The following is a 25638-nucleotide window of genomic DNA, read 5'->3' on the forward strand; positions in this document are numbered from 1 at the left end:
GTGTTTCGTACCAGCGACATAGTCCTGATCGCCGTCATGGTCTCGGCTGCGGCCCTGACCTACAAGACCAAGCGCGAGGCCGAGGAGCAACTGGCGGCCGTGCAGAAGATACAGGCGCAGATCCGCTACGAGGAAGACACGATCGATCTCCTCAAGGCGGACTGGAGCCTGCTTACCCAGCCGTCGCGGCTGCAGAAGCTTGCCGACGTCTACAAGAGCCAGCTCGGGCTTGAACCGGTTGGTGCCCACCAGATCGGCGGCCTTGACGACATTCCCGTGAAGCCGGTGACCATCGAGGACCTCACCTCGCAGCGGCTTGGCGGCATGGCCGACAATTCCGGCGATGGACCCACGGACGACAAGGATCCGGTGGTCACGGGGAGCACGGTGCAATGATCAGCGGGCTTCCAAAGATCGGTGACCTGCTGAAGCGTCGGAAGAGGACCGCCGAGGACGGCTCGATCGTCGTCGACGCGGCGCGCAAGGCGACGGGCGGCAAGGCCAGGACCCGCATCGTCATGACGATGGCGGTGTTCTTCACCATCTATTCGACGATTGCCGGCCGGCTTGTCTATCTCGGCCTGCAGAATCCGGACCTGTCGGACGGTCCGCAGAGCCGGGTCACCGCATCGCGCCCCGATATCGTCGACCGCAACGGCGAAGTGCTGGCGACCGATATCAAGACGGCGTCGCTGTTTGCCGAGCCGCGCCGTATCGTCGATGCCGATGAGGCGATCGAGAGGCTGTCGACGGTGCTGCCTGAGATCGATTACGAGCAGACCTATCGTAAACTGAAGAGCGGCGCCGGCTTCGTCTGGCTGCAGCGACAGCTCACTCCGAAGCAGCAGGCCGACATTATGTCGCTCGGCATTCCGGGCCTGGGCTTTCGCACGGAGAAGCGCCGTTTCTATCCGAGCGGCGAAACCTCATCCTACGTTGTCGGCCTGACCAACATCGACAACCAGGGCATCTCCGGGATGGAGAAATACATCGATGAGCAAGGTCTGAGCGACCTGCAGGCGTCGGGCCTGGCGGTGGCCAGGGATCTGAAGCCGGTGAAGCTCTCGATCGATCTGCGCGTCCAGCATGTGGTGCGCGATGAGATCGCCGCCGGCCTGGAACGCTATCGCGCCATGGGCGCCGGCGCCGTTGTGCTGAACGTCAAGACCGGCGAAGTGATAGCCATGGCCTCGGTGCCGGATTTCGATCCGAACAATCCTTACAATGCACAGGACAAGGACCGGCTGAACCGTATGTCGGCGGGCCTTTACGAGATGGGCTCGACCTTCAAGAGCTTCACCTCGGCCATGGCGCTCGATTCCGGCAAGGCGACGATGGCGAGCCGCTTCGACGCTTCGCATCCGATCCGGGTCGGCCATCAGGCCATTCACGATTTCCACGGCAAGAACCGTGTGCTGTCGTTGCCGGAAGTGTTCCTCTATTCATCCAACATCGGGTCGGCCAGGGAGGCCGAAATGGTCGGCATCGAGGGGCACCGCGAATTCCTGCATCGTCTTGGAATTCTGGACAAGATGCAGACCGAACTGCCGGAAGTCGCCCGCCCGACTGAGCCGAAGGTCTGGAAACAGGTCAATTCGTTCACCATCGCCTTCGGCCATGGCGTGTCGACGACGCCGCTGCAAGCGGCTGTCGGCTGCGCGGCGCTGATGAATGGCGGCTATCTGATCCAGCCGACATTCCTGGTCCGCAGCGAGCAGGATGCAATGGCGGTGGCCAAGAAAGTGGTCAGCGAAAAGACGGTCGAAGGCATGCGCTACCTCTATTCGCTCAACGCCGAGAAGGGCTCCGCCAGAAACGCCAGGGTCCCCGGCTACCGGGTTGGCGGCAAGACCGGAACAGCCGAGAAGGTCATCAACGGCCGCTACTCGAAGGACTTGAACTTCAATACCTTCGTCGCCGCCTTCCCGATGGACGATCCGCAATATCTCGTCTTTACGATTGCAGACGCCCCGCATCCGGAAAAGCCGGGGATGACGGACGTCGCCGCCGCCAATGCGGGGGTTATAGCCGGCAACATCATCAGGCGTTCTGCGGCCATGCTTGGCGTGAAGCCAGATTTCAGCCATGAAAATGGTGCAACGCTGGTTTCCTATCAGTGATTCTTAGGGCGCGCCGGCAACTGCGCGCTATTTTGTTGCGATGAACGGGACTCAATGTATCTAAAAGATCTAGCCGGTGTCCTGCCTGTCGAGGGAACAGCTTCCCGCGATCTGGAGGTTACCGGGCTTTCCTCCGATTCCCGTCAGGTAAGACCGGGTGCGGTTTTCTTCGCGCTCGCCGGCAGCAAGGCCGATGGCTCGACCTATGCGGCCGACGCCGCCAGCCGGGGTGCCGCCGCGATTGTTGCAAGCAAGGGCACGGCCATTTCCGGCCTGTCGATCCCGGTTATCACCGTCGATGACCCGCGCCTTGCGCTGGCGCTCAGCGCTGCACGCTTCTTCGGACGCCAACCTCAGACCATTGTCGCCGTCACCGGCACCGCCGGCAAGACATCCGTCGCCGCTTTCACCCGCCAGATCTGGGAGCAGGCGGGTTTTGCCGCCGCCTCGATAGGCACGACCGGCGTGGTGGCGCCCGGGCGCAACGAATATGGCTCGCTGACGACACCGGATCCGGTGGCGCTGCACCGGTTGCTCAGGGAACTGGCGGATGCCGGCGTCACGCACGCCTCGATGGAAGCCTCGAGCCACGGCCTCGACCAGCGCCGTCTCGACGGCGTGAAACTCGCGGCTGGCGCCTTCACCAATCTTGGCCGCGACCACATGGATTACCATCCGACCGTCGAGGATTATCACCGCGCCAAGCTGCGCCTGTTCGACACGCTGCTGCCGAAGGGCGCGCCCGCGGTCGTCTTTGCCGACGATCCGTGGTCGGAGCCGACGGTTCATGCCGCAAAGGCGGCGGGCCTGAAGGTACTGACCGTCGGCCGCCATGGCGATTTCCTGACGCTGAAACGGGTCGAGCACGAGCGCCACCGCCAACGCGCTGAGATCGCGGCCGACGGCGTGCTTCACGAGGTCGACCTGCCTTTGGCCGGCGATTTCCAGATCGCCAACGCGCTGGTCTCGGCCGGGCTTGCCATCTCAACTGGAACGCCGGTCGATAAAGCCTTGGCCGCGCTGGAAAAACTAAAGGGCGCGCCGGGCCGGCTCGACCTCGTTGGCACCACTGCCGCCGGCGCTCCCGTTTACGTCGACTACGCGCACAAGCCCGATGCGCTGGAAAACGTGCTGACTTCGGTCCGGCCCTTCACCACGGGCCGCGTCGTCGTGGTGTTCGGCTGCGGCGGCGACCGCGACCGCGGAAAAAGGCCGATCATGGGCGAGATCGCGACGCGGCTCGCCGATGTCGTCATCGTCACCGACGACAATCCGCGCACGGAAGTGCCCGAAACCATCCGCGCGGCGATACTTGCCGCGGCGCCCGGCGCCATCGAGATCGGCGACCGCCGCAAGGCAATCCATGAGGCGGTGGCGATGCTTCGCGTCGGCGATACGCTCATCGTCGCCGGCAAGGGGCATGAGGAAGGCCAGACCATCGGCAGCGAAACCTTCCACTTCTCCGACCATGAGGAAGTGCGCGAGGCGCTTACGGAGCGCGCTGCATGAGTTTGCTCTGGACGTCGGAAGCGCTGGTCGAAGCCATGGGCGGCAGGCCGATCGGCTCGCTGCCGGAAGGCATCACCGGCATTTCGATCGACAGCCGCAGCCTGGAGCCGGGAAACGCCTTCTTCGCCATCAAGGGCGAGACGATGGACGGCCACGATTTCGCGACTGCCGCCGTGAAAGCGGGTGCGGCCGTGCTGGTCGTCGCCGAGGGCAAGCTGCCGTCGCTCGGACGGCTGACGGCGCCGATGATCGTCGTGCAGGACGTGCTTGCCGCCCTTGAGAAACTCGGGGTAGCGTCCCGTGCCCGCACGAAGGCCAGGATCATCGCGGTCACGGGCTCGGCCGGCAAGACGACCACCAAGGAAGCGCTGCGCCATGTGCTGTCGGCGGTCGGCAAGGTCCACGCCTCGGCACAATCGTTCAACAACCACTGGGGTGTGCCGCTGACGCTCGCCCGCATGCCGCAGGACTGCGACTACGCGGTCTTTGAGATCGGCATGAACCATCCCGACGAGATCAGGCCGCTGGTCAAGATGGTCAGGCCGCATGTCGCCATCGTGACGATGATTGCTGCCGCACATCTCGGCTTCTTCAAGAATCTCGATGAGATCGCCATGGCCAAGGCCGAAATTTTCGAGGGGATCGAGCCCGGCGGCGCCGCGCTGCTCAACCGCGACGATTCACGCTGGAAGCTGCTCGGGAAGATGGCGAAAGAGGCAGGCGTCGAGCATGTCTTCGGCTTCGGTGAGAATGCCCGCGCTGCCTTCCGCCTTGCCAGCTGCGAACTTTATGCCGACCATTCCGACATCACCGTCAAGATCGGCAAAAAAGACCTAGCGGCCCGTGTCGGGGCGCCTGGCCGCCATATGGTGCAGAACGTGCTGGCCGTGCTCGGCGCCGCGCAACTGGTCGGTGCCGACCTCGACAAGGTTGCGGCTGCGCTGGCAGACCTTTCGGCCGAGCGCGGGCGGGGCCGACGCCATGTCCTGCATCATCCCAACGGGCCGATCATGCTGATCGACGAAAGCTACAACGCCAATCCGGCGTCGATGGCGGCGGCGATGGCACTGCTCAACGCCACGCCCGTCTCGGGCGAGGGCAGGCGCATCGCGGTGCTCGGCGACATGCTGGAGCTCGGCAGCCATTCGGCGAAGCTGCACGCAGCGCTTGCTGAACTGATCGTCGGCACGGGCACGCGCAACGTCTTTCTCGGCGGGCCGGAAATGCAGGCGCTGGCCGAGGCTTTGCCGGCCGATGTCGAGACCGAGTATCGGGCAGGCGCCGAGGAACTGAAGCCGATCGTGATCTCCGCGCTCAGGCCCGGCGACGTGGTGATGGTCAAGTCGTCGAAAGGCATCGGGTTTTCAAAGCTGGTCGAGGCGTTGCTCGGCAAATTTCCGGCGGAAGCCGCAAACATTGAACCGACTTGAGGTCGGGCTCCGGGGGACGGAAGGACCATGTTCACACTGCTCGTCGATTTCGCGGACAAGATCTCGTTCTTCAACGTCTTCCGCTACATCACTTTTCGCACCGGCGGCGCACTGATCACGTCGGCGCTGATCGTCTTCATCTTCGGGCCGACGATCATCAATTCGCTGCGCCTGCGGCAAGGCAAGGGCCAGCCGATCCGTGCCGATGGTCCGCAGACGCATTTCAAGAAAGCGGGAACGCCGACCATGGGCGGGCTGATGATCCTGTCCGGAATCATCGGTTCGTCGCTTTTATGGGCAAATCTTTCCAGCATCTATGTCTGGGTGGTGCTGCTGGTCACCGTCGGCTTCGGCTCGATCGGCTTTTACGACGACTATCTCAAGGTCACCAAGCAGTCGCATCTGGGCTTTTCCGGCAAGGCGAGACTGGCGATCGAGTTCATCGTCGCCGCCATCGCCGCGTGGGTGATCATGCATAATGGCCAGGCGCCGTTCTCGTCGTCGCTGACCTTCCCCTTCGCCAAAGAATTCCTGATCAACCTCGGCTGGTTCTTCATCCCGTTCTCCTGCTTCGTCATCGTCGGCGCGGGCAACGCGGTGAACCTGACCGACGGTCTCGACGGCCTGGCGATCGTGCCGATCATGATCGCGGCGGCGTCCTTCGGCGTCATCGCCTATCTTTCGGGCAATGCGGTGTTCGCCGAATATCTGCAGATCCATTTCGTTCCCGGCACCGGTGAACTCGCCGTCGTGCTCGGCGCGGTGATCGGCGCGGGGCTAGGCTTCCTCTGGTTCAACGCGCCACCGGCCGCCATCTTCATGGGCGATACCGGATCGCTGGCGATGGGCGGCCTGATCGGCACCATCGCGGTCGCCACCAAGCACGAGATCGTGCTGGTCATCGTCGGCGGCCTGTTCGTGGTCGAGATCTTCTCGGTCATCATCCAGGTCGGCTACTTCAAGATGACCGGCAAGCGCGTCTTCCTGATGGCGCCAATCCATCACCATTTCGAAAAGCTCGGCTGGACCGAAAGCCAGGTGGTGATCCGCTTCTGGATCATTGCCGTCATCCTGGCGCTGGTCGGCCTCTCCACCCTCAAGCTCAGATAGGACGCCCGCTTGATTCCCGCCGCTTCCTTTTCAGGCAAACGCGTTTCGCTCTTCGGGCTTGGCGGCTCGGGGATTGCCACCGCGCATGCGCTGATCGCAGGCGGCGCCGAGGTGCTGGCCTGGGACGACAATCCTGAAAGTGTCGCCAAGGGAGCGGCCGCGGGCATTGCGACCGGCGATCTGCGCGCCGCCGACTGGCCGCGCTTCGCTGCCTTCGTGCTGTCGCCGGGGGTGCCGCTGACGCATCCGAAGCCGCATTGGACGGTGGAACTCGCACGCGGCGCCGGCGTCGAGGTGATCGGCGATATCGAGCTGTTCTGCCGCGAACGCATCAGCCAAGCGCCGGCGGCGCCGTTCATTGCGATCACCGGCACCAACGGCAAGTCGACGACGACGGCGCTGACGGCGCATATCCTGAAGTCGGCGGGTCGCGACATGCAGATGGGCGGCAATATCGGCCGCGCCATCATGACGCTCGACCCGCCCGAACCGACGCGGCACTATGTTGTGGAGTGCTCGTCCTATCAGATCGATCTCGCGCCCTCGATCAATCCGACCGCCGGCATCCTGCTCAACCTGACGCCCGACCATCTCGACCGGCACGGCACGATGGCGCATTACGCCTCGATCAAGGAACGGCTGGTCGCCGGTAGCGACACCGCGATCATCGGCGTCGACGATTCCTGGTGCGCCCAGATCGCCGACCGGCTCGAGCGCGCCGGCCGGCAGGTCATCCGCATCTCCAAGCGCCTGCCCTTGACCGATGGCTATTTCGCCGACGGTACCAATCTGATGGAGGCCGTGCATGGCCGCTACAGCCGTGTCGCCTTCCTCGAGGGCATTGGCTCGCTGCGCGGCCAGCACAATGCGCAGAACGCGCTGGCAGCCGTCGCGGCATGCCTGAGGATCGGGCTCGACCTCGGCGAGATCCAGGCGGGGCTCGAAACCTTCCCGGGGCTGGTGCATCGCATGGAGCAGGTCGGCCGCAAGGACCATGTGCTGTTCGTCAACGATTCCAAGGCGACAAATGCCGATGCGGCAGCACCGGCGCTGTCGAGCTTCAACCGCATCTACTGGATCGCCGGCGGCCTGCCCAAGGAAGGCGGCATCGAGCCGCTGCGCGGCTTCTTCCCGCGCATCGCCAAGGCCTATCTGATCGGCGAGGCGGCGCCCGCCTTTTCCGCAACACTGGGCGAGGCTGTGCCTTACGAAATATCCGGAACGCTGGCGGCCGCGGTCGAGCATGCCGCCAACGACGCGGCAAACGACACCGGCGGCGAGGCGGTGGTGCTGCTTTCGCCGGCTTGCGCCAGTTTCGACCAGTTCAAGAATTTCGAAGTTCGCGGCGAAGCCTTCAGGCAAGCTGCGACTGCTATTGATGGGATGAAACCCATCGGAGGGCCACGTTGATGCAAAGCCGTCTCGACAAAAGTCCGGTCGCAACCTGGTGGTGGACGATCGATCGCTGGTTCCTGGCGGCATTCCTGTCGCTGATGGGACTGGGCATCGTGTTGTCCTTCGCCGCAAGTCCGGCGGTGGCTGAGCGCATCGGCCTCGACAGCTTCCATTTCGCCACGCGCCAGATCATCTTCACCATCCCGGCGCTTATCGTGATGCTGGCGGTCTCCTTCCTGGAGGCGCGGCAGATAAGGCGCATGTCGCTGGTGATGATCTGCATCATGCTGGTGCTGATGGTGGCGGTGCTTTATATCGGCGTCGAGGTGAAGGGCGCGCGGCGCTGGGTGTCGCTCGCCGGCCTGTCCATCCAGCCGTCCGAGTTCTTGAAGCCGGCCTTCGTCGTCATCTGCGCCTGGCTGTTTGCCGAGCATAAGCGCCAGCCCGACATTCCCGGCAATCTGTTCGCCATGCTCCTGCTCGCGCTGGTCATCTCGCTGCTGGTGGCGCAGCCCGATCTCGGCCAGACCATGCTGGTGCTCGGCACCTGGGGCGTGATGTTCTTCATGGCCGGCTTGCCCTGGTTCTGGATCGTGGCACTCGGTGCGGCCGGCGTCGGCGGCGTGTTCGCGGCCTATACGGTGTTTCCGCATGTCGCCGCGCGCATCGATAAGTTCATGACCGGCGAAGGCGATACCTTCCAGGTCGATATGGGCCGCGAGGCGCTGATCAATGGCGGCTGGTTCGGCGTCGGTCCGGGCGAGGGCACGGTGAAGCGGGTCATCCCGGACAGCCATGCCGACTTCGTCTTCTCTGTCGCGGGCGAGGAGTTCGGCCTCATCATGTGCTTCTTCATCATGTCGATCTTCGCCTTCATCGTGCTGCGCGGATTGAGCATCGCGCTCAAGGAGCAGGACGATTTCACCCGCTACTCGGTCGGCGGCCTCGTCACCGTCTTCGGGCTGCAGTCGGCCATCAACATGTGCGTGAACCTGCAGCTGATGCCCGCCAAGGGCATGACGCTGCCCTTCATCTCCTATGGCGGCTCCTCGCAGATCGCCATAGCCGTCTCGATGGGCATGGTGCTCGCATTGACGCGCAAGCGGCCGGAAAAGCGCAAGCAGATGGGCTTCGTCCTTTCTCAGCGCGCAATGCCGGCGGAATGAGGCGGGATGGCGAAGGGTGTCATCCTGCTTGCGGCCGGCGGAACGGGCGGACATCTGTTTCCGGCCGAGGCGCTTGCGCATGAGCTGATCGAGCGCGGCTGGAAGGTGCATCTCGCCACCGACCATCGCGCCGAGCGCTATTCCCGCCATTTCCCGGCTGCAGACATCCACTCTATCCCTTCGGCCACCTTGGGCTCGAAAAATCCGGTCGCCATACTGTCGGCCTTCTGGAAAATCTGGCAGGGCGTGCGCGAAGCGGGGAGGATCATAGCCAGGATCAAGCCGGAGGCGGTCGTCGGCTTCGGTGGCTATCCGACGCTGCCGCCGCTCTATGCGGCGACAAGGCGCAAGGTTCCGACGCTGATCCATGAGCAGAACGCCGTCATGGGTCGCGCCAACAAGGCGCTTGCCAGCCGGGTCGACGCGATTGCCGGCGGCTTCCTGCCGGAGGGCGCGAGCGCTGCCGGCGCAAAGACGGTGACCACCGGCAATCCGGTCAGACCGCAGATCCTCGAAGCGGCGAAGACGCCCTATGTCGCATCGAACGCGGGCGAGCCGTTCCGCTTCCTGGTGTTCGGCGGCAGCCAGGGCGCGCAATTCTTTTCCGATGCCGTTCCGGCGGCGATCGCGCTGTTGCCGCAAGACCTGCGCAAGCGACTGGCGATCACCCAACAGGCGCGCGCCGAGGATGTGGCGCGGGTGAAGGCCGCTTATGCCGACCTCGGCGTCGACGTCCAGGTCTCGCCCTTTTTCACCGACATGGCGGCGCGCATCGCGGCGGCGCATCTGGTGATGTCGCGCTCCGGCGCCTCGACGGTTTCGGAGATCGCGGTCGTCGGCCGGCCGGCGCTGCTGGTGCCTTATCCGCACGCACTCGATCACGACCAGGCGGCGAATGCCGCGGCACTTGCAGCCGCCGGCGGCGCCGAGCTTCATCCGCAGTCGACGCTGTCGGCGGAACGGATCGCCGAGTTGGTTGGCGGGCTGATGCAGGACCCGAACCGGCTGGCGACCATGGCCGCCGCAGCCCGCTCGGCCGGGAAACCGAACGCGGCGCGGTTGCTCGCCGATCTGACAGAGGCTATTGCGTCCGGCAAAACGGTTTCGGACTATAGGAGGACGCGCGCATGAAGATGCCGCAGACGATCGGCCTCGTGCATTTCATCGGCATCGGCGGCATCGGCATGAGCGGCATCGCCGAGGTGCTGCACAATCTCGGCTACAAGGTGCAGGGTTCCGACCAGGCCGACGGCGCCAATGTGCAGCGGCTGCGCGACAAGGGTATCGAATGCTTCGTCGGCCACAAGGCCGAGAATCTCGGCGACGCCGAGGTCGTGGTCGTTTCGACCGCAATCAAGAAGTCAAACCCCGAGCTGAAAGCCGCGCGCGAAAAGCTGTTGCCGATCGTGCGTCGCGCCGAGATGCTGGCCGAGCTGATGCGTTTTCGCCAGGCGGTCGCTATCGGCGGCACGCACGGCAAGACGACGACCACCTCGATGGTGGCTACCTTGCTCGAGGCCGGCGGACTCGACCCGACCGTCATCAATGGCGGCATCATCAACGCCTATGGCACCAATGCGCGCATGGGCGATGGCGAGTGGATGGTGGTCGAAGCGGACGAGAGCGACGGCACGTTCCTGAAACTGCCGGCCGATATCGCCGTCGTCACCAACATCGATCCCGAGCATCTCGACCACTATGGCAGCTTCGACAAGGTGCGCGAAGCCTTCCGCCAGTTCGTCGAGAACGTGCCGTTCTACGGCTTCGGCGTGATGTGCACCGATCATCCGGAGGTCCAGGCGCTGGTTAGCCGCATCGAGGATCGCCGTGTCATCACCTATGGCGAGAACGCGCAGGCCGACGTGCGGTTCACCAATCATCGCATGGCGGGGGCTGTGTCGGAGTTCGACGTGACGATCCGCGACCGCAAGGGGCGGGGCACAACGACGATCGCGGGCCTGCGGCTGCCCATGCCCGGCCGCCACAATGTGTCCAACGCTACCGCGGCGATCGCGGTCGCGCATGAGCTCGGCCTGTCGGCCGAGGCGATCAAGAAGGGCCTGTCATCCTTCGCCGGCGTCAAGCGGCGCTTTACCCATACCGGCTCGTGGAACGGCGTCGAGGTGTTCGACGATTACGGCCACCACCCGGTCGAGATCGCGGCGGTGCTGAAGGCCGCGCGCAGCGCTACCGAGGGGCGTGTGATCGCCATCGCGCAGCCGCATCGCTTCACCCGGCTACATGATCTCTTCGACGAATTCTCCGTCTGCTTCAACGACGCCGACACCGTGATGGTGGCGCCCGTCTATGCGGCCGGCGAAGAGCCGATCGAAGGTGTCTCGTCGGATGCGCTGGTTGCGCGCATACGCTCCGGCGGCCACCGCGACGCACGCTATATCGACGGCGCGGCAGCGATCGCGCCAGCCATTCGCGAGCTGGCCAAGCCCGGCGACTTCGTCGTCTTCCTCGGCGCCGGCAACATCACGCAATGGGCTTACGCGCTGCCCAAGGAACTTGGTGGGACGCCCTCATGATGCGCGGCCAGGATCTCATCGACAAGCTTGGTGGCCGGCTTTCCGGCTTGCGCGGCCGCATCATGCCCAATGCCGAGATGGACAAGATCACCTGGTTCCGCGCCGGCGGCCTGGCAGAGGCGCTGTTCCAGCCGGCAGACGAGGAAGACCTGGCGACGTTCCTGCGCGCGGTGCCGGAAGAGGTGCCGGTCATGGTGGTCGGGGTTGGCTCGAACCTCCTGGTACGCGACGGCGGCATTCCGGGTTTTGTCGTCAGGCTCTCCGCCAAGGGTTTCGGCGAGGCCGAGGCCACTGGGCCGACCATGATCAAAGCCGGCGCGGCGACGCCGGACAAGCGTGTCGCCGCGGTGGCATATGAAGCCGGCATCGGCGGCTTCCACTTCTACCACGGCATCCCCGGCGCCATTGGCGGCGCGCTGCGGATGAATGCGGGCGCCAACGGCGTCGAGACCCGGGAGCGGGTCGTCGAGGTGAGGGCGCTGGACCGCAAGGGTAATCTCCACACGCTCAGCAATGCCGACATGGGTTATGCGTATCGCCATTCGTCCGCACCCGCCGGACTGATCTTCACCTCGGCAGTCTTCGACGGCGTTTCCGAAGACAAGGCGGCGATCAAGGCGGCAATGGATGCGGTGCAGAACCATCGCGAGACTGTGCAGCCGATCCGCGAAAAGACCGGCGGCTCAACCTTCAAGAATCCGGAAGGCACTTCGGCCTGGAAGGAGATCGACAAGGCCGGCTGCCGCGGACTGATGATCGGCGGCGCGCAGATGTCACCGATGCATTGCAACTTCATGATCAACACGGGCACGGCGACCGGCTACGACCTCGAATATCTTGGCGAGACGGTGCGGGCGCGGGTGCTCGAGAATTCCGGTATCCGGCTGCACTGGGAGATCAGGCGCCTCGGCAATTTCCGGCCGGGTCATGCGGTGCAGGAGTTTCTCGGGCAACTCCTTTAAAGCGCGTCGCGCTGGAAACGGACTCAGGCGACGCGCTTTAAGTCCTTGGTTTATGCATGTCGCCCAGAACCGCGTACACTTCTGGGCGACATGCATCAGCCGTGTCGATGTTCAGGTGATGCCGGCCTGCGAACGGAGGCTCGGCCTGACCTCAATCTCAACACATCTCTGCGCCTCGTGAAGTTCAAGTAACGCTTGAACTTCGGTGCTTCGCAACGGTGTCAACAGTTGCTGCAAAGACTCAACGACACACTTTTCTCGTGCGTTTTCGCGGAAAGTGAATCTCTCGGAATCATAGGCACTTGCCAGCGAATCAACTCTCTGATTCTCTGCCCTAAAGCGTTTCCTGATTTGAGTCGTTCGACGCGTTCAGTCGCGTTTTCCGTCTGGGGGGGCAACCTGCCGGAAGACTCGGACTCAATGCTCAGGAATGCGGTGCGGGAATATCGGTTGCAGGCCCGGCGTGAGAGGGATGACGGGAAATGAAGAAGAAGCATGTGGCTGTTCTCCTGGGTGGATTCTCCTCGGAGCGGCCCGTGTCTCTGTCTTCGGGGAAGGCGTGTGCGGATGCGCTCGAGAATGAAGGCTATCAGGTCAGCCGCGTCGATGTTTCGCGTGATGTCGGGTCTGTGCTTGCCGAGCTCAGGCCCGACGTCGCCTTCAACGCGCTGCACGGCCCCTTCGGCGAGGACGGCACCATCCAGGGAATTCTCGAATATCTCGGAATTCCCTACACCCATTCGGGCGTGCTCGCTTCGGCGCTGGCCATGAACAAGGAGCAGGCCAAGAAGGTTGCCAAGGCGTCCGGCATTCCGGTCGCGGAATCCAAGGTGGTCAATCGCTTCGCCGTCCAGAACAAGCATCCTATGAAGCCGCCTTACGTGGTCAAGCCGGTCAATGAGGGGTCGAGCTTCGGCGTCGTCATCGTGCATGAGGGGCAGTCGCACCCGCCGCAGGTGATCGGGTCGACTGAGTGGCAATATGGCGAGACCGTCATGGTCGAGCGCTACATCCATGGGCGTGAATTGACTTGCGCGGTGATGGGCGACGTGGCGCTCGGCGTCTGCGAGATTATTCCGACCGGGCATTCCTTCTACGATTACGATTCAAAATACGTTCCCGGCGGATCAAAACACGAAATCCCTGCAAAAATTTCACCGAATATTTACCAAAAAATACAGACACTGGCCCTTAAGGCTCATCTTGCCATTGGTTGCCGGGGCGTCTCCCGATCGGACTTCCGTTACGACGACCGCCACTCTGAAAACGGCGAGGTTGTCTGGCTTGAGGTCAACACTCAGCCGGGCATGACGCCGACGTCTCTGGTGCCTGAAATCGCCGCGCAAGCGGGACACTCGTTCGGCGATTTGTTGAGTTGGATGGTGGAGGACGCTTCGTGTCTGCGTTGAGGTGGGGACAGGGTAAAGGCGGCGGCGCGGCTGGTTCCGCGCTGTTCGGCATGCCGCTGTCATTCGACCGTTTCGTCTTGCCGCGTCAGCTTCGCCGGCCGATGCGTGTGCTGGCGCGCCTGTGCGGCGGCGAGTATGAGGCGCCGCGCTTTTCGGCCGCGATCCTTTCCGCCGCGCTGATCGCATCCAGCAGCGCCTATGGTGCTTATCTTGGCGGCTATGCCGACAGCATCGTGCAGGGCGTGACGGCGCGCACCGGCTTTGCCGTCGACCAGATCAAGGTGGTCGGCAACCGTCAGACTTCCGAGATCGATGTGCTTGACCGGCTCGGCCTCGACGGCTGGACCTCGCTGATCGGCTTCGATGCCGAGGCCGCGCGCGAGCGTATCTCGACGCTGCCCTGGGTCGAGGGCGCGGCGGTGCGCAAGATCTACCCGCATACGCTGGAAGTACGCATCGAGGAGCGCGAACCCTTCGCGCTCTGGCAGCAGGGCGCCTCGGTGTCGGTCATCGAGCGGTCGGGCGAGGCGATCGCGCCGTTCTCGGGCGGCAAGCAGGCGCTGCTCCCGCTGATCATCGGCACGGGCGCGCCGGCCATGGCGCCGGCCTTTCTCGACAAGGTCAAGCGCTATCCCGAACTCGCGGCTCGGGTCAAAGGTTATATCCGTGTCGGCGAACGCCGCTGGGACCTGAGGCTTGAAAACGGCATCACGGTCAAGCTGCCGGAAGACGGCGAGGACCAGGCGATCGCGGAGCTCGTCAAGCTCGACCACGACAACGGCCTGCTGACGCGCGACATCGCCGCCGTCGACATGCGGCTCTCCGACCGGCTGGTGGTGGAGCTCTCGCCCGAAGCGGCAACGCAGCGCGAGGCCGCGCTCAGCGAAAAGCCAAAGAGCCTGACGAAGCGCAAGCCGGAGAGGAAGATATGAGCTGGCTTGGCGGTAGCGGTGATGCTTCTTCGCGCCGGTCGGGCACGCTCACGGTGCTCGACGTCGGCTCGAGCAAGGTTTGCTGCGTGGTGGCGAAGCTGAAGCCGAACGACGACGGCAAGCTCCTGCGCGGGCGCTCGCACCGCATCCAGGTGATCGGTATCGGCCACCAGAAGTCGCAAGGCGTGAAGTCCGGCGTGGTGGTCGACCTCGATCGCGCCGAGCATGCCATTCGGCTAGCCGTCGATGCGGCCGAGCGCATGGCCGGGCTGACCGTCGATTCCCTCATCGTCAACATGACCGCGGGCCGGCTGAAAAGCGAAGCCTTCTCGGCGACCATCAATCTCGGCGGCCATCAGGTCGAGGAAGTCGACATCAAGCGCGTGCTCGCCGCCGGCGCCAAGCAGGCGCTGAGAGCCGAGCGCGAGGTGATCCATTCGCTGCCCGTCGGTTTCTCGCTCGATGGCGAGCGCGGCATGCGCGACCCGCGCGGCATGGTGGGCGATGCGCTTGGCGTCGACATGCATGTGCTGACGGGCGACGCGGCGCCGATGCGCAATCTTGAGCTTTGCATCAACCGCTCGCATCTGTCGGTCGAACGCATGGTGGCGACGCCCTACGCCAGCGGGCTAGCCTCGCTGGTCGACGACGAGCTCGAAATGGGCGCCGCCTGCATCGACATGGGCGGCGGCACGACGACCATTTCGGTCTTCTCGGAGGGCAAGTTCGTCCATGGCGACGCCATCGCCATCGGCGGCAACCATGTGACGCTCGACATGGCCAAGGGCCTGTCGACTTCGCTCGATGCCGCGGAGCGGCTGAAGGTGATGCACGGCTCGGCGCTGCCTGGAAGCGGCGACGACCGCGACCTCGTCTCGATCCAGCCGATCGGCGAGGAAGGCGATGTGCCGTTGCAGATACCGCGCTCGGTGATGACGCGGATCATCCGCGCGCGCATCGATGAGACGCTGGAGCTTTTGCGCGACCGGCTGAACAAGTCCGGCTACGGCAATGCCGTCGGCAAGCGCGTCGTGCTGACAGGCGGCGCCAGCCAGCTCGCGGGCCTGCCGGAAGCTGCACGCCGCATTCTCGGACGCAATGTGCGCATCGGCCGTCCGCTCGGCGTGGCAGGCCTGCCGGAAGCGGCCAAGGGACCGGCGTTCTCGACCCCGGTCGGACTGATGATCTATCCGCAGATGGCGAGCTTCGAGAGCCATTCGGCGAAAGGACTTTCCGGTTTCAGGATGACCGGGACGGGCGGAAAACTGCATCGCATGAGTCAGTGGTTGAGAGACAGTTTTTAATTTGACGGGGACAGCCCCATAGGCGGCCGCAGCGGCGAAGCGGCGGGAAAGGCAAAGGACGGAGACAATGACCATCAATCTGCAAAAGCCGGACATCACCGAGCTTAAGCCACGCATCACCGTCTTCGGTGTCGGCGGCGGCGGCGGCAATGCGGTCAACAACATGATCACAGCCGGCCTGCGCGGCGTCGAGTTCGTGGTGGCCAACACTGACGCCCAGGCGCTGACGATGTCGAAGGCCGAGCGGCTGATCCAGCTCGGCGCGCATGTCACCGAAGGCCTCGGCGCCGGCTCTCAGCCGGAAGTCGGCCGCGCGGCGGCGGAAGAATGCATCGACGAGATCATCGATCACCTGTCCAACACCCATATGTGCTTTGTCACTGCCGGCATGGGCGGCGGCACCGGCACGGGCGCTGCTCCGGTCGTTGCCCGCGCGGCACGCGAGAAGGGCATCCTCACGGTCGGCGTCGTCACCAAGCCGTTCCATTTCGAGGGCCAGCGCCGCATGAAGACGGCCGACTTGGGCATCGAGGAACTGCAGAAATGCGTCGACACCCTGATCGTCATCCCCAACCAGAACCTGTTCCGGCTGGCCAATGACAAGACCACTTTCGCCGATGCCTTCGCCATGGCCGACCAGGTGCTCTACTCGGGCGTTGCCTGCATCACCGACCTGATGGTCAAGGAAGGCCTGATCAATCTCGACTTCGCCGACGTGCGCTCGGTGATGCGCGAGATGGGCAAGGCGATGATGGGCACCGGCGAAGCTTCGGGCGAGGGCCGCGCGATGGCCGCCGCCGAAGCCGCGATCGCCAACCCGCTGCTCGACGAAACCTCGATGAAGGGCGCCAAGGGCCTGCTGATCTCGATCACCGGCGGCCGCGACCTCACCCTGTTCGAGGTGGACGAAGCCGCGACCCGCATCCGCGAGGAGGTCGACCAGGACGCCAACATCATCTTGGGCGCTACCTTCGACGAGGAGCTGGAAGGGGTGATCCGCGTGTCGGTCGTCGCCACCGGCATCGACAAGTCGGCAGCCGAAATAGCGGCCGCGCCGATCTCGATCCGCGCGCCGCAGAAGCCTGCCGCCCGCCCGGCGGCTCCGGCTCCGGAAATTCGCCCCGCCCCGGTTCAGCAGCAGGCCTATGAGCCGCGCGCGGTTGACCCGGTCGCCGAGGCGATCCAGCTTGCCGAGGCAAACGCCGCCGCCATGGCGCAGCCGCGCGCCGTGCCGGTCGACGACTTCCGGCCGCAGAGCAAGATCTTCCAGGCTCCGCCGGCCCAGCCGCAGCCGCAGCCGGTGGTGCCGCAGCAGGTCATGCAGCAGCCCGCGCCACAGCGCGAGATGCCGCAGCCGATGGCGGCGGCCCCGCAGCGCATGCCGCGCGTGGAGGATTTTCCGCCGGTGGTAAGGGCTGAAGTCGAAGCCAAGACCCGCCCGGCGGACCATGAAAACAGCGGCCCGATGGGGCTGATCAAGCGGCTGACCAACGGCCTTACCCGCCGTGAGGAAGAGCCGGCCCGGCTCCAGCCGGCGCAGCCGCGCGAGCCGAAGCTGCGCCAGGCCGCGCCGGAGATGCGCCGCCTCGCCAGCCAGGATCCTGCGCTCTACGCGCCGCGCCGCGGCCAGCTCGACGACCAGGGCCGGCTGACGCCGCAGGCCCGCACGGTCCAGGAAGACGACCAGCTGGAAATCCCGGCCTTCCTGCGCCGCCAGGCCAATTGATCGATACAGCAGACCGCTGATCGTCGATACAGCAGAGGCTGATCGTTAACGATATATAACGGTTGTTAACAGGCAGACGAGAAATCGTCTGCCTGTTGCTTTTTAAAATGTATTCAGAACAATGCGTTATGGAAACTTTCTCATATTTTCCCGTGGTTACACAGGGTAAGAAACCGTGATTTGGAGTCTCCAGGGCGGGCCATTATCTTCGCCACGGACTAAAGTCGGTTTGCCGGGATTCGGGGAGTAGCCCTGCCTGCCGATCATACCAGAGCCGCATGCTCTTGCTTATTTTGCCGCGTTTGTGCGAGCGCCAGACCATCCAACTGGCTGCAAGATACCCAGGGCCGATCAAGCGGACGCAGGCATTAGGGCGTATGGGGTTACTCTTGCACGACTATCAGACGACTGTGAAATCGCGCGCGACGCTGGCTGGCGTCGGCGTCCATAGCGGCAAAACCGTCACCGTTCAGTTCCTGCCGGCCGACGCCGATACGGGTATTGTCTTCCATCTTTCGGACGGCGGCGAAAGCCGCGAGTTCCATGCTCTGGTCGCGGAAGTCGGCGCTACCGACCTTTGCACCATGCTCGGCGATCCGGCCGGCGAGCATATCGGCACTGTCGAGCACCTGATGGCCACGGTGTTCGGTCTCGGTATCGACAACCTCATCATCGAGATCGACGGTTCGGAAGTCCCCATTCTCGACGGCAGCGCCATGGCCTTCGTCGAAGCCTTCGACCAAGCCGGCATCGAGACGCTGGCGGTGAAGCGCCGCTATATCCGTGTCGTCAAGCCGGTGCGCGTGGAAGCCGGCGCATCCTGGGCGGAGTTCCGCCCCTATGACGGCACGCGGTTCGAGGTCGAGATCGATTTTGAAAGCCCGGCGATCGGCCGTCAGCAATTCGCCTCCGACATCAATCCCGATATCTTCCGCCGCGACATCGGTCGTGCCCGCACCTTCGGCTTCATGAAGGATGTCGAACGGCTGTGGGCCGCCGGCTACGCGCTCGGTTCGTCGCTGGAGAACTCGCTGGTCATCGGCGACGACAACCGTGTCATCAATGTCGGCGGTCTGCGCTATCCCAATGAATTCGCCCGCCACAAGACGCTAGATGCCATGGGCGATCTGGCGCTGGCCGGCGCGCGCTTCATCGGCTGCTTCCGTTCCTATCGTGGCGGCCATCGGATGAACGCCTCGGCATTGCGCCGGCTGCTTTCCGACCGGACGGCCTTCGAGATCGTCGAGACGCGGCGGCGCGAACGCGGCCGCGTCGCCGAGATGATCGCCGTCAGCGGGCCGGTCTACGCGCCCTGGGTGATCTGATTCTTAACCGTTTTCTGGTTTTGTAATGCGGGCTTGTGTTGCATAGCTGCATCACAAGGCTGCCAAATTGCGCGGCCTTGGCCACGGCGCCGGCCTGCCACAAAAATGTGCGATTGGCCGGACATAGCGTTGCCGGGCAAGGGGATAATGGTTTATGGCTTCGGCCGGACCGAAACGACGCCGAAGGGGCGGAATCCAAACATGTCTTTTTCGCGAGTTGGTCAATCGGTAACGCCGCGTCGGCGTGTTTTGCTGGCGCTGTCGGTGGTTGCTCCCGCGCTCTTGCTGTCGGCCTGCATGTCCTCCGAGAAGGACGTCAACCTGGCGACCTATGTCGATCAGACCGAACCGGCCGACGTTCTCTACAATCAGGGCCTGGCCAATATGAATGCCGGCCGCCTCGACGAAGCGAGCAAGAAGTTCGACGCGGTCGACCGCCAGCACCCCTATTCGGAATTCGCCCGCAAATCGATGGTGATGGGGGCTTTCGCCGATTATCGCGCCGGCAATTATGACGAAGCGATCGGCACCGCGAAGCGCTATCTGACGCTTTATCCCTCGACCGACGACGCCGCCTATGCGCAGTACATCATCGGCTTGAGCTACTACCGGCAGATCAAGGACGTCACCCAGGACCAGAAGGAAGCGCGCCAGACCATCCAGACCATGCAGGAACTGGTGACGCGCTGGCCGAACTCCGAATATGTCGGCGACGCCAAGGACAAGATCCGCTTCGCCAACGACCAACTCGCCGGCAAGGAGATGCAGGTAGGCCGCTACTATCTCGAGCGCCGCGAATACATCGCCGCCGTGAAGCGCTTCCGCACCGTGGTCGAAAGCTATTCCAACACCCGCCATGTCGAGGAGGCGCTCGCGCGCTTGACCGAGTCCTACTATGCCATGGGCCTGACCTCGGAAGCCCAGACCGCCGCGGCGGTGCTCGGCCACAACTATCCGGACAGCTCGTGGTACAAGGATTCCTACAAGCTCCTGCAGAGCAACGGGCTTGAACCGCGCGAAAATGCCGGGTCGTGGATATCCAAGGCCGGGAAGCTGATTACCGGCGCCTGAAGCTTGCGATGCTGTCCAGACTGTCGATCCGCGATATCGTCCTGATCGAGAAGCTGGACATCGACTTCCTGCCTGGGCTTTCGGTGCTGACCGGCGAAACCGGCGCCGGAAAATCCATCCTGCTCGATGCCTTGTCGCTGGCGCTCGGCGCGCGCGGCGATGCTTCGCTCGTCCGCCACGGCGCGGCGCAAGGCCAGGTCATCGCGGTGTTCGACGTGCCGCGCAACCATCCTGCACGCGCGATGCTTGCCGAAAACGACATCGAGGACGATGGCGATATCATCCTGCGCCGCGTGCAGACGGCCGATGGCCGTACGCGCGTCTTCGTCAACGATCAGCCCTCCAGCGTCACCCTGATGCGCGATGTCGGCCGCGCGCTGGTCGAGATTCATGGTCAGCATGACGAGCGCGCGCTGGTCGATTCCGGCGCGCATCGTGAATTGCTGGACAGTTTCGGCGGGCATCTGGGCGCCGTGCGCGGCGCGGGCGAAGCCTGGCGCTATTGGCGAAACTGCGAGCAGGAGCTTTCGCGGCATCGCGCCAAGGTCGAGGCGGCGGCGCGCGAGGCAGATTATCTGCGTGCTTCCGTCGCCGAGCTTGCCAAGCTCGACCCGCAGCCGGGCGAGGAAACCGAGCTTGCGGACCTGCGCGCGCAGATGATGCGCGTCGAAAAGATCGCCGCCGAAATCCATGATGCGCAGGATGTGCTGTCGGGGCCGTCCTCGCCCTTGCCGCAGCTCGCCAGCCTGTTGCGCCGGCTGCAGCGCAAGTCGAGCGAGGCGCCGGGCCTGCTCGACGATGTGGTGAAATCGCTCGACGAGGCGATGATCTCGCTCGACGCTGCGCAGTCCGGCGTCGAGGCAGCGCTTCGCGCCACCGAATATGATCCGCAGCGTCTGGAGAAGGCGGAAGAGCGGCTGTTTGCGCTGCGCGCCGCCTCTCGCAAGCACAGTGTCGCGGTCGACGATCTGGCGCAGCTGCGCGACACGATGGTGGCCGATCTTGCCGATCTCGATGCCGGCGAGGAGCGGCTGCATGCGCTGGAAAAGCAGGCCGCTGCCGGGGGCGAGGCCTACGATATTTCCGCCGCGCAGCTTTCGTCGCTGCGCCATGGGGCGGCGGCGGGCCTGACCAAGGCGGTGATGGCGGAACTGCCGGCGCTCAAGCTCGAACGGGCCGAATTCGTCGTCGAGATGAGAAGCGATGCCGAAAGCCGCATGGAACAAGGCATCGATGAGGTCGAATTCTGGGTGCGGACCAATCCGGGCACCAGGCCTGGACCGATGATGAAGGTCGCCTCCGGCGGCGAACTGTCGCGCTTTCTCTTGGCGCTCAAGGTGGCGCTCGCCGATCGCGGCTCGGCGCCGACCTTGGTCTTTGACGAAATCGATACCGGCGTCGGCGGCGCGGTGGCCGATGCCATCGGCCAGCGGCTGGCGCGGCTGTCGAAGCGGGTGCAGGTGCTTTCGGTCACCCATGCGCCGCAGGTCGCGGCACGCGCGGCGACGCATTTCCTGATCTCGAAATCCGGCGGCAAGGACCGTGTCGCGACCGGCATTGCCGAAATGGACCGCGCGGCGCGCCAGGAAGAAATCGCGCGCATGCTGGCCGGCGCCACCATCACCGACGAGGCCCGCGCCGCAGCGGACCGGTTGCTGCGCGAGAACACGGCCGCCGCCTAAAGCGCGTCGCGCTGAAACGGATTCAGGCGCTCCCTTTGTTCTCGGAAGCAGAGTCAGCAGGTGGCTGTATCCTGCTGTCGAGCAATGATTTTTCCACCAACTACCTCCCTGCCGGTGAATCCTGATTTATAGTGGCCCGCCATAAATCGAGGACTGCGCTGCATGTCGGAAAAACCCGTCGATTCGTTGAGCGAGAGCGAAGCCGCGGATGAGCTGAAGCAACTGGCGGCGGAGATTGCCGAGCACGACCGGCGCTATCACGCCGAGGACGCGCCGACGATCACCGACGCGCAGTACGATGCGCTACGCCGGCGCAACCTTGCCATCGAAGAGCAATTCCCCGATCTCGTGCGCGACGATTCGCCGTCGCGCCGGGTCGGCGCGCCGCCTGCGGAAGGCTTTGCCAAGGTTCGCCATGCGGTGCCGATGCTCAGCCTCGCCAAGGCCTATACCGACCAGGACGTCACCGATTTCATCGAGCGCGGACGGCGCTTCTTCGACCGCGACAAAGACCTCGACATCGCCTTCACCGCCGAGCCGAAGATCGACGGGCTGTCGGCCTCGTTGCGTTATGAGAACGGCGTGTTCGTGCAGGGTGCGACGCGCGGCGACGGCGCTGTCGGCGAGGACATCACCGCCAATCTGAAGACCATTGCCGATATCCCGAAGACGCTGCAGGGCTCGGGCTGGCCGCAGACAATCGAAATCCGCGGCGAGGTCTACATGACCTATGCCGAGTTCGAGGCGCTGAAGCAGCGTTCGGCGGCTGTCGGGGGCCAGGATTACGTCAATCCGCGCAACACCGCGGCAGGGTCGCTCCGGCAGAAGGACCCGTCGGTCACCGCCAGCCGCAACCTCAAATTCTTCGCCTATGCCTGGGGCTACACGACAGCGGATCCCGCGCCGACGCAGTTCGAAGCCGTGCAGAAATTCGGCGAATGGGGATTCAAGATCAGTCCGCTTATGGTGCGGGCGAAATCGGTCAAGGACCTGATCGAGCACTACCACAGGATCGAGGAGCAACGTTCCGCGCTCGGCTACGATATCGACGGCGTCGTCTACAAGGTCGACCAGCTCGAGCTCCAGCGCCGCTGGGGTTTTGTCACCGGCGAGCCGCGCTGGGCGGTCGCCCATAAATTCCCGGCCGAGCAGGCGATGACGACGGTCGAAAAGATCGACATCCAGGTCGGCCGCACCGGCACGCTGGCGCCGGTGGCGCGGCTGGCGCCGGTCACGGTCGGCGGCGTGGTGGTCGAGAACGTCACGCTGCACAACGAGGACTACATCAAAGGCTTCGACAGCAACGGCCTGCCGATCCGCGATGGCATCGACGTTCGCATCGGCGACAGCGTGGTCATCCAGCGGGCAGGGGATGTCATCCCGCAGATCGTCAGCGTCGTCATCGACAAGCGGCCGGCGAATGCGGTGCCTTACGAATTCCCGCATACCTGCCCGGTCTGCGGCTCGCCGGCGACGCGCGAGATCAACGAGAAGACGGGTAAGGAGGATTCCCGGCGCCGCTGCACCGGGGAGCTGATCTGCGCCGCCCAGGCCATCGAAAGGCTGCGCCACTTCGTGTCGCGCGGCGCGCTCGATATCGAGGGCCTCGGCGCGGAAAACATCGACCTCTTCTTCAATTCGGGGCTGGTGAAGACCGCCGCCGATATCTTCACGCTGAAGGATCGCCGCCCGGCCGTCACCAAGGCGCTGGCCGAGCGGCGCGAGGAGCAGGCGAGGCTGCGCGAGGAGGCCTCGGGCAAGGCGCGCAAGAATGTGCGCAGCGTCGAGGAGCGCAACTATGAAGGCCTCGACAAGCTGTTTTCGGCCATCGACGCGCGGCGTGAGCCTGAACTCGACCGCTTCATCTTCGCGCTCGGCATCCGCCATATCGGCGAGACGACGGCCGCCGTGCTTGCCCGCCAGTTCTCGACCATCGAGGAACTGATTCGCGTCGGCAAGGAGACGGCGAAGGCGGAAGATCCGCATACCGTCTTCCCGTCGATCAACGGCATCGGCGACACGGTGATCGGCGCGCTGCGCGACTTCTTCGGCAATGAGCGCAATGACGACGTGCTCGACGCGCTGCTGGCGCAGGTCCATCCGAAGCCCTATGTCGTCGAAATCTCGGCCGGCAGCGAAGTCTCCGGCAAGACGGTGGTGTTCACAGGCTCGCTGGAAAAGATGACGCGCTCGGAAGCCAAGGCGATGGCGGAGCGGCTCGGCGCCAAGGTGGCGGGCTCGGTTTCGGCCAAGACCGACCTGGTGGTGGCGGGTCCGGGTGCTGGCTCCAAGCTCAAGACCGCCAGCGATCTCGGCATCGAGGTGATCGACGAGGACACCTGGCTGCAGCGCATCGGCAGGGGCGGCTGATGGCAGGCGCGTTCAAGGGCTTTGGGCAGAAGGCCATCCCGTTCCTCAAGGCGCTCGACTTCCACCAGAGCCGCGAGTGGTTCCAGGAAAACCGCGACCTGTTCGACAGCGAGCTGCACGAGCCGTTCTGCGATCTGGTCGAGACGCTGACCGAGCGTTTCGAGGCGGCCAAGCTCGGCTTGCGCGGCGACCGCAAGAAATCGCTGTTTCGCATCAATCGCGACGTGCGCTTCTCAAAGGACAAGCGGCCCTACAACCGGCACCTGTCGGCGATCCTCTCGCCGGACGGCAGCAAGATGTCGCAAGGCGTTTTCTACGTGCATATCGGGCTCGAGCGCTGCTTCGCCGGCGTCGCCTGGTGGCAGCCGGCGCCGGAACTGCTGCAGGCGATGCGCAAGGCGATCGTGACCAAGCCGGCCGCGTTCCGTGGCATGGTCTCGTCGCTCAAGAAGGCAGGTCTGGATCTCGATCCTGAAGATTGCCTGAAGCGCGCGCCGCGCGGCTTCGAGGACGTCGGCGAAGACGATCTTGCACAGGCGGTGCGCAACCGGCATTTCGTGGTCCGCCACGACATCGATCCGGCGACGATCCATTCGCCGGCGCTGGTCGACGATCTCGTCGGCTTCACGCTTGGCGCCAAGCCGCTGCTCGACTGGGGCAGGGCGATCCAGGGCACGGCCGTGGCGGCCTGACGCCGTCGTCGCGGGTCAGGCTAGAGCGTTTCACCGTTTCACGGAAACGGCGAACCGCTCTATCTCTTTGTTTTGACGCAATTCCGGACGGAAAACCGCTCACACTTTTCCTGGAATTGCTCTAACGGCCTACATCCGCATCAGCAGGCCGCCATCGACGGCGAGTTCGATGCCGGTGATGTAGCTCGCGGCGTCCGAGAGCAGGAACAGCGCGGCATTGGCCATGTCCTGGGGCGTGCCGATGCGGCCGAGCGGTGTGTAATCCGCCACGGCGGCACGCTTCTCTTCGGTGTCCCAGCGGGCCTGCAGCGGCGTCAGCGCCATGCCGGGGCAGATGGCATTCGAGCGGATGCGCTCGCCGGCAAGCTGCATGGCCAGCGACTTGGACAGCGCGCAAACGCCGGCCTTCGACGCCTGGTAGGCGTCCTGCGGTTTCGGGTCGCCGCGATAGCACTGGATGGTCGAGAAATGCACCATGGCGCCGCCGCGGCCGCCGGTGCGCATTTGGGGGACGACCGCGCGTGCAGTATGCACGAAGGATTTCAAATTGATGTTGAAGACCTGGTCCCAGACGTCGAGATCCATCTCCAGGGCCGACTTGTCGCGGCCGAACCAGAGCACGCCGGCGACATTGGCGAGGTAGTCGATGCCGCCGCGTTCGCGGCCGGCGGCGCCGATGGTTTGCTCGACGAAAACGGCGTCAGTCAAATCGCCCTGCGCGAAGGTCAGCCTGTCGTCATAGGCGGCAAGCGAGGCCGGGCGGGGCTTCACGTCGATGGCGGTGACCGAGGCGCCGGCATCGAGCAGCGCCAGCGCGATCGCTTCGCCCATGCCGCCACCGGCTCCGGTGACGACCGCATGCCTACCGGTAAAATCAAAGACGACCATTTGTCCCTCTCAT

The 25638-nt window shown here is 64.4% G+C and carries 20 protein-coding genes; 19 read left to right on the forward strand and 1 reads right to left on the reverse strand.

From position 1 onward, the window contains the following. From ftsL to RFM98_RS14160, 19 genes are all read left to right on the forward strand, one after another. The gene (ftsL, locus tag RFM98_RS14070; protein WP_320309437.1) at positions 1-396 is read left to right on the forward strand and encodes a cell division protein FtsL; all 396 of its coding nucleotides are present in this window, start codon (positions 1-3) and stop codon (positions 394-396) included. Then, the gene (locus tag RFM98_RS14075; RefSeq protein WP_320309438.1) at positions 393-2120 is read left to right on the forward strand and encodes a peptidoglycan D,D-transpeptidase FtsI family protein; all 1728 of its coding nucleotides are present in this window, start codon (positions 393-395) and stop codon (positions 2118-2120) included. Before ftsL ends, RFM98_RS14075 begins: the two co-directional genes overlap by 4 nt. A 54-nt stretch (positions 2121-2174) precedes the next feature. Next, positions 2175-3629, forward strand: a complete 1455-nt coding sequence (locus RFM98_RS14080; RefSeq protein WP_320309439.1) for a UDP-N-acetylmuramoyl-L-alanyl-D-glutamate--2,6-diaminopimelate ligase — start codon at positions 2175-2177, stop codon at positions 3627-3629. Next, positions 3626-5059, forward strand: a complete 1434-nt coding sequence (locus RFM98_RS14085; protein ID WP_320309440.1) for a UDP-N-acetylmuramoylalanyl-D-glutamyl-2,6-diaminopimelate--D-alanyl-D-alanine ligase — start codon at positions 3626-3628, stop codon at positions 5057-5059. Before RFM98_RS14080 ends, RFM98_RS14085 begins: the two co-directional genes overlap by 4 nt. Before the next feature lie 27 nt (positions 5060-5086). Further along, positions 5087-6169 (forward strand): phospho-N-acetylmuramoyl-pentapeptide-transferase, encoded by a 1083-nt coding sequence (gene mraY, locus RFM98_RS14090; protein WP_320309441.1) that lies wholly within the window; start codon positions 5087-5089, stop codon positions 6167-6169. Between the two features lie 9 nt (positions 6170-6178). Continuing rightward, positions 6179-7579: a UDP-N-acetylmuramoyl-L-alanine--D-glutamate ligase gene (gene murD, locus RFM98_RS14095; protein ID WP_320309442.1), complete on the forward strand. Its 1401-nt coding sequence runs from the start codon at positions 6179-6181 to the stop codon at positions 7577-7579. Then, positions 7579-8730 (forward strand): putative lipid II flippase FtsW, encoded by a 1152-nt coding sequence (gene ftsW, locus RFM98_RS14100; RefSeq protein ID WP_320309443.1) that lies wholly within the window; start codon positions 7579-7581, stop codon positions 8728-8730. The genes murD and ftsW overlap by 1 nt, the downstream gene beginning before the upstream one ends. A 6-nt stretch (positions 8731-8736) precedes the next feature. Then, complete coding sequence (gene murG, locus RFM98_RS14105; RefSeq protein ID WP_320309444.1) at positions 8737-9861, forward strand: undecaprenyldiphospho-muramoylpentapeptide beta-N-acetylglucosaminyltransferase; 1125 nt, start codon at positions 8737-8739, stop codon at positions 9859-9861. Further along, positions 9858-11264, forward strand: a complete 1407-nt coding sequence (murC, locus tag RFM98_RS14110; RefSeq protein WP_320212601.1) for a UDP-N-acetylmuramate--L-alanine ligase — start codon at positions 9858-9860, stop codon at positions 11262-11264. The genes murG and murC overlap by 4 nt, the downstream gene beginning before the upstream one ends. After that, complete coding sequence (gene murB, locus RFM98_RS14115; protein WP_320309445.1) at positions 11261-12226, forward strand: UDP-N-acetylmuramate dehydrogenase; 966 nt, start codon at positions 11261-11263, stop codon at positions 12224-12226. Before murC ends, murB begins: the two co-directional genes overlap by 4 nt. A 482-nt stretch (positions 12227-12708) precedes the next feature. Then, on the forward strand, positions 12709-13635 hold the full coding sequence (locus RFM98_RS14120; RefSeq protein WP_320309446.1) for a D-alanine--D-alanine ligase: 927 nt from the start codon (positions 12709-12711) through the stop codon (positions 13633-13635). Then, positions 13623-14567, forward strand: a complete 945-nt coding sequence (locus RFM98_RS14125) for a cell division protein FtsQ/DivIB (RefSeq protein ID WP_320309447.1) — start codon at positions 13623-13625, stop codon at positions 14565-14567. The genes RFM98_RS14120 and RFM98_RS14125 overlap by 13 nt, the downstream gene beginning before the upstream one ends. After that, positions 14564-15871: a cell division protein FtsA gene (ftsA, locus tag RFM98_RS14130; protein WP_320309448.1), complete on the forward strand. Its 1308-nt coding sequence runs from the start codon at positions 14564-14566 to the stop codon at positions 15869-15871. The genes RFM98_RS14125 and ftsA overlap by 4 nt, the downstream gene beginning before the upstream one ends. Before the next feature lie 67 nt (positions 15872-15938). Then, the gene (gene ftsZ / locus RFM98_RS14135) at positions 15939-17597 is read left to right on the forward strand and encodes a cell division protein FtsZ (protein WP_320309449.1); all 1659 of its coding nucleotides are present in this window, start codon (positions 15939-15941) and stop codon (positions 17595-17597) included. Positions 17598-17974: 377 nt separating this feature from the next. After that, positions 17975-18922: a UDP-3-O-acyl-N-acetylglucosamine deacetylase gene (lpxC, locus tag RFM98_RS14140; protein WP_320309450.1), complete on the forward strand. Its 948-nt coding sequence runs from the start codon at positions 17975-17977 to the stop codon at positions 18920-18922. 201 nt (positions 18923-19123) lie between these two features. Beyond that, entirely contained in the window at positions 19124-19993 is an 870-nt protein-coding gene (locus RFM98_RS14145) for an outer membrane protein assembly factor BamD (RefSeq protein ID WP_320309451.1), read from the forward strand. A gap of 8 nt (positions 19994-20001) precedes the next feature. Beyond that, complete coding sequence (recN, locus tag RFM98_RS14150) at positions 20002-21675, forward strand: DNA repair protein RecN (protein WP_320309452.1); 1674 nt, start codon at positions 20002-20004, stop codon at positions 21673-21675. Positions 21676-21837: 162 nt separating this feature from the next. Then, complete coding sequence (gene ligA / locus RFM98_RS14155; protein ID WP_320309453.1) at positions 21838-24045, forward strand: NAD-dependent DNA ligase LigA; 2208 nt, start codon at positions 21838-21840, stop codon at positions 24043-24045. After that, complete coding sequence (locus tag RFM98_RS14160) at positions 24045-24737, forward strand: DUF2461 domain-containing protein (protein WP_320212611.1); 693 nt, start codon at positions 24045-24047, stop codon at positions 24735-24737. The genes ligA and RFM98_RS14160 overlap by 1 nt, the downstream gene beginning before the upstream one ends. Before the next feature lie 129 nt (positions 24738-24866). Here RFM98_RS14160 and RFM98_RS14165 read toward each other — a convergent pair whose 3' ends face one another. After that, a complete protein-coding gene (locus RFM98_RS14165) occupies positions 24867-25625 on the reverse strand; it encodes an SDR family NAD(P)-dependent oxidoreductase (protein WP_320309454.1) in 759 nt (252 codons plus the stop codon). Positions 25626-25638: the final 13 nt, after the last annotated feature.

It is taken from the genome of Mesorhizobium australafricanum, assembly GCF_033977265.1.
Lineage (GTDB): Bacteria > Pseudomonadota > Alphaproteobacteria > Rhizobiales > Rhizobiaceae > Mesorhizobium > Mesorhizobium australafricanum.